The sequence below is a fragment of the Phocaeicola sp. RTP21198st1_B8_RTP21198_201120 genome, assembly GCF_040929485.1.
GTDB classification, from domain to species: domain Bacteria; phylum Bacteroidota; class Bacteroidia; order Bacteroidales; family Bacteroidaceae; genus Phocaeicola; species Phocaeicola dorei.
The window spans coordinates 1-5,697 of record NZ_JBCOCI010000074.1 but is presented as its reverse complement, the minus strand read 5'-3'; the positions used below and the strand labels follow the sequence as shown (position 1 = coordinate 5,697).

Genomic DNA, 5,697 nt, shown 5'->3' with positions numbered 1-5,697 from the left:
CAACTGATTCCAGCGGTTTCCAAAAATTTGCTCTGGCCACATTCCAACCTAAAGAAAATGAGGGGAAAAAGTTCCAACGCTGATCTTTCATAAAACGGGAAGTTCCATCATAACGTCCATTTACTTCCAGCAAATATTTCTCCTTATAATTATAATTCAAGCGCCCAAAGAAACCGGCAGTAGCCCAATGGTTATAACCGCCCCCCGCTACGTCCTGCTCAGTAGAAGTATCAATTGTAGGTAAATCTGGTACAATAATGCCATCACGCTGAGCACTTAAAGTCCTCACATTTTGATGCTCGGCATTAAATCCACCCATTACTTTGAAATAATGGTCACCCAACTGGCGAGAGTAATCCGAGAAAAGATTGACTGTATAAAATTCATTCTTTGTTCCTTTTTCAATTACTCTGGACTGACCTGGCTGCGTCGCATTAGTGATAGCTATAGCATAAGGTTCTCCATTGGCGTCATGGGCATAAACAGCTTGTCTGTCAGTATGAGTAAAATTAGTTGTAATACGCATATTACCCTGTAAGTGAATATTCCATCCAGGCAATGGAGTGACATCCAACTGCAATTGTTGGAAGTTCTGATCCAAATCTTCCTTCATTCGTCCTCCTTCTTTTAATGGTATAATCTCGCTGTTATCCGCCCAATATCCTTGTGGGTCAGTAACAAACGCATTAGGCCATTTACGCATTATCTGGTGGAAAAATAACTGATTCAAATAAGAAGGAGCTTCATAATTAGTACGAAACCATTTGGTATTATAAGAGAGACTTATGTTCTTGTTTATTTTCGCATTGATTTTCCCATTTACAGAATAACGATAATAGCTTTCGTCAGCATAATTCAACAAGCCTTCCTGATCCATAAAATTGCCGGACAAATAATAAGAAAAACGTTCCGTACCACCACTCAAGCTCAAGCTGTGTTCCTGAGACATGGCATGGTCTTTGAAAAATACATCATACCAGTCGGTATTAGCATTTGCCCAGTTGTGTGTATATGTATTTGAAGTTGTAACCGGAATAATTTTTCCTACTTCTCCACGCTGATAAGCCAAAACATTAGCTATTTGCTCATCACTAAAATAAGCTGCCTGTCCACCATTAGTACGTGCATCATTATAATAATGCATGAAGCGATAGGAATCCATCATATCATAATCAGTAAGAGGACTATTAAAACGAATATTAGTATTATAGCTTACTACCGGTTTACCAGTCTTTCCTTGCTTAGTTGTAATCAAAATAACCCCAAACGGAGCGCGAGAACCATAAATAGAAGAAGCCGATGCATCTTTCAATACAGAAATGCTTTCAATATCCAACGGATTAAGCAAGTTCATATTACCCTCTACACCATCTATCAAAATCAATGGAGAGCCAGTGGAGCCTTTACCGATTGTCCCTGCACCACGAATAGATACGGAAGGAGTATTATTCAACTGTCCACCTTTAGCGTCAACCCCAAAGGTCATTCCCGGTACTAATCCCTGTAAAGCCTGAGATACATTTTGTACAGGACGAGATTCTAAAGCCTTTTCCCCTACTTGACTGACAGCACCTGTCAAATTCACTTTTTTCTGTGTTCCATACCCTACTACTACCACTTCATCCAACACTTCTGTATCTTCTTTTAAAGTCACAGTGACAGGGACACCTACTTTTGATTTCACAACAGACTTACTATAACCTATATATGAAATCTCTAAAGTAACTTCCTTATTAGAAACCACCAATTCAAAGTTTCCATCCATATCAGTCACAGTACCGTTTGTAGTCCCTTGTTCCAACACAGTAGCCCCGATCACGCTTTCTCCCATATTGTCCACTACTTTTCCGATTACTTTAAAAGTAATCTGCTGCACAGTCTGTGTATTGTCAGCATTAGTAGTCAAGACAATCTTCTTATCCAAAATGGAATATTTCACATTTGTACCTTTAAATACCTTCTCCAGCACCTTAAAGATATCACCGTTACGGGAAGTGACTGATACACGACGATTTAAATCAATAAGCGTATTATCAAAGAAGAAATCAAATTCTGATTGTTTCTCAATTTCTTTCAAAATTTCCCCTACAGTCTTATTCTGTACCTCCACATTGACTATAGCCTTCTGCGCATACGATTCGGATGCATGAGCCAGTCCTAGGGAACAAGCAAAGAAAAGAGTAAATAGTTTCATAGTTCTTGGGATTTTCTTCGAGGAGAGCCATAGACGATTTGGTATCCTCGAAAATTGGATACTACAATTATTTTTCATACTTTTGTAATGACTTAAGTTTTAAAATTAGTTGATTAAGCTTGTCGCCAAACAAGCTTTAATTTGAAAACCGATTTTCCATACGGGAAGATACGCCAATATTTTCCCGTATGTTTTTTGTTACTTTAAGGTGATAGTTCTTTCATATTATATTCAATTTAAGGTTATTTGATTAATAAATCTCTATATGGGTCTTTTTTTGCGACGCATCCTTACCGTCTACATATTTCCAGTGTATATTGGAAGATAATTTAAAGTATTCCAGAATACGCTCCAAACGCTGACTGGTAAAAGTCCCGGTAAAAGCAGCCTTACGTGCAGGATTTTTCTGAATGAACACCACATTATATCGCTTTTCTAAAATCCGTAAAGCATCCTTCAAAGAAGTATTATCAAAAATAATCTTGCCGTCCTTCCATGAAGTTTCCGTTTCACCGGAAGTCTCAAGTAAACGTGCTGTACCTTTTTTTGAATCATACACAACTTTCTGACCGGGGTTTAACACAATCTGTTTTTTGCGGACACCTTCTTGGAAACTGAAGTTGACTTTACCTTTGATTAAAGTAGTAGATACCTCAGGAGACTCTTCGTAAGCCTCTATATTAAAACTGGTTCCTAACACCTCTACCTGTGAACGGTGAACCGTAGACACAATAAAATGTTTCTCCACATCTTTAGTTACTTCAAAATACCCTTCCCCCTTCAACTCAACTTTTCTCTCCTTGCTATTCTTAAAAGAAGAAGGATATCGCAAAGAGGATTCTGAATTCAAAAAAACCACCGTACTATCGGGTAACACTACTGAAGTAGTCATTCCCGGGTTTGTCCTAGCTTCCAACATTTGTACATCTGCATCCTTTCCACCATAATGTTCTACCAAAAAAGTAGCAAGCAGTGGGAGAAATAACACGGCAGCAACACGCTGTGCCCACTCCCACCAAGCCACCTTACTTCTTTCAGTCTTTTTACCTTTTACCTTAACTAAAGCCTTTTCTGTATTTACATTATTAATTACATGAACGGTATCAGCCGCTAAATAAAGTATTTCCATCTGCTTTACTATCCGGCGATTTTCTTCAGACTCCTTCATCCAATCTTTTACCAGTCTCTGCTCTTCTACCGTTGCAATACCCTCACAATAACGGGGAAGTAACAATTCTATATTCGTTTCATTATACTCCATACGTATGTTTTTAAGTCCTTCTACTTATATGGCAAGCGAGAAAAACACATTCCTAAACAAATATGCATTTATTTTCAAAAATATATTTTCATAGAGAAACTTTTTCAGGATTTTCACGAGTTACATACCGTACAACTACTTCAGGAGCCTCTCCCACTTCTAGTTCACAAGAAAAAGATAGTTCTTCTCATCCACCTTTTGCAAATGCCATTCGAACTGCAGATCTTTCAAACGCTGTTTTTGTTTTTCGGTGAAGACTTAAGCCTCATGTAGTATATCCTAATGTTTGATAGCTTGTAGCAATCGGTCTATTTGCCCATACCGATTTAAGATAGTGGTATTAATCATAACCGGCATCAAAACCTGCCGCCTCGGACAAAGCCCCTCCACATCCTCCAAAGTAGAACATTCAAATTCCCGGTCGACCAATCGAATAAGAAACCATCCAAACATACGTGGAAAAAGATTCCTTTGAAAAAAATTTTGGTTCTTAATTTTATTAGCCATTTGTTCCGTACGCATAACTTCTCCCCAAGGCTCACCTCAATTCATTCTTGTGTGAATACGCCATAAATTATGATTCAAACGACTGGCGTCATTTATTAATTATAATTAAACTGAGTATAACAACGGGGCGCAAAGCGGGAAATAGCGTATTCGTCATGCCCGGTATAGGAACATCCCTCCAATCTATCAAAAGAAATCTGACTTAAGCCGATCCTATTCATCAAATCGGCAATCCGGTCTGCCAATGTATCTTGTAAAGCTAAATCCCGGAAAAATACCTTATAGACATGATCAGATAATTTATATAAAGGAGTTTTTGAAGAATGATCTGACGCTTTTGTCATGAAAGCTCCCCTTTTGCAATCCTTCAATAAAAAGAAGTCAGTTTCTTTTTCCATCTTGTTATATATAATAAGTTTATTGTCTATCTGAAGAGTATTCAATGATAGAGGAATTTCAAACAAATCACTTTTCTGAATGCGGATATCTGTCTGGCTTTCGGTGATATCTTCTTTTAAACTCCGAAACACAGCTTAACTATCCTTGGGAAAGTTGTCCACCACTAAGCAATGATTGGGGATGGACACCTAATGCTCCCTTTAAATCACCACAAAAAATTATTAATATTTTAATAGGAATCATTGCCAAAGGAGGTTGTTTATTATTAGGAGTAGGTCTGACGCCATCAAAGACGAAGTAATAAAACGTTTACATGAAACGGAAAAGCCATTTATGCCACTCGTACAACTCCTATATATAACAATGAGAATATATGGTTCACTGCAGACAAAAACGGAAAAACTTTATATGCTATTTACGCTTTATCAGAAGGAGAGGAACTTCCAGAAACAATAAATGGGCCGGCAATATTCCTAACGGTAAAATGATTCCACTACAAGGCAATAAAAATATAAAATATACCAAAGACAAAGGTATTCTTACCCCGTAACCTCAAAAACGAACCGATAGTATTATGCTTCAAAGTAAAAAATAATTAAATATATTTCCTATGTGCCCTTTGGGCATACATAATACCCAAGGGCACACTACAAACGACTTTAATCAAGACTTCCTCTAAAATAGTATTCCATAGAATAGAATTACTGAAATACAATATATTTTTTTAGTTTTAAAAGATTATATTTGCACACAAATCAACCTTTAAATAATGAAAACGGAGTATAACTATGAAGACCAATCCCTATTATTAGCCATCAAAAATGGCAATGAGAAAGCATTTGATACACTTTTTAGGAAATACTATCCCATGTTATGTGCATACGGAAACAAATTCGTAGAATTAGAAGATGCAGAAGAATGTGTACAAGATGCCATGCTGTGGCTTTGGGAAAATAAAGATATGCTAGTCATTCAGTCTTCATTAAGTAATTATTTATTTTCTATTGTACATCATCGTGCTATAAACCGTATCAAACAGCAAGAAGTAAAAAGCCGGGTCGAAAACTATTTTTATGAAGAGATGCAATCCCTAATAGATGACACTAATTTTTATCTTATAGAAGAACTGACTATACGTATCCAAGAAGCAGTAGAAACACTTCCTGAATCCTATAAAGAAGCTTTCGTAATGCATCGCTTTAAAAATATGAGTTATAAAGAAATAGCAGAAATTTTAGGAGTATCACCTAAAACCATAGACTACCGCATTCAACAGGCACTAAAACAATTACGTATTGAATTAAAAGATTATTTACCCTTTTTATTGCCTCTATTG

At 36.8% G+C, this 5,697-nt stretch carries 3 protein-coding genes and 2 pseudogenes; 2 read left to right on the top strand and 3 right to left on the bottom strand.

Annotated elements, in window-relative coordinates; translation table 11 throughout:
* The 3 genes and pseudogenes from AB5935_RS19150 to AB5935_RS19140 form a co-directional block, all read right to left on the bottom strand.
* A pseudogene (locus tag AB5935_RS19150) lies at window positions 1-2,017 on the bottom strand (SusC/RagA family TonB-linked outer membrane protein); the annotation flags it as partial.
* Between the two features lie 427 nt (window positions 2,018-2,444).
* Entirely contained in the window at window positions 2,445-3,455 is a 1,011-nt protein-coding gene (locus AB5935_RS19145) for a FecR family protein (RefSeq protein WP_038609825.1), read from the bottom strand.
* Window positions 3,456-4,057: 602 nt separating this feature from the next.
* Entirely contained in the window at window positions 4,058-4,360 is a 303-nt protein-coding gene (locus AB5935_RS19140; RefSeq protein WP_007850318.1) for a hypothetical protein, read from the bottom strand.
* A 125-nt stretch (window positions 4,361-4,485) separates the two neighbouring features.
* Here AB5935_RS19140 and AB5935_RS28455 point away from each other — a divergent pair.
* A pseudogene (locus AB5935_RS28455) lies at window positions 4,486-4,960 on the top strand (alpha-L-fucosidase); the annotation flags it as partial.
* A gap of 170 nt (window positions 4,961-5,130) precedes the next feature.
* Window positions 5,131-5,697 (top strand): RNA polymerase sigma-70 factor (locus tag AB5935_RS19130; protein WP_368327520.1); only part of this gene is annotated, 567 nt, incomplete at its 3' end.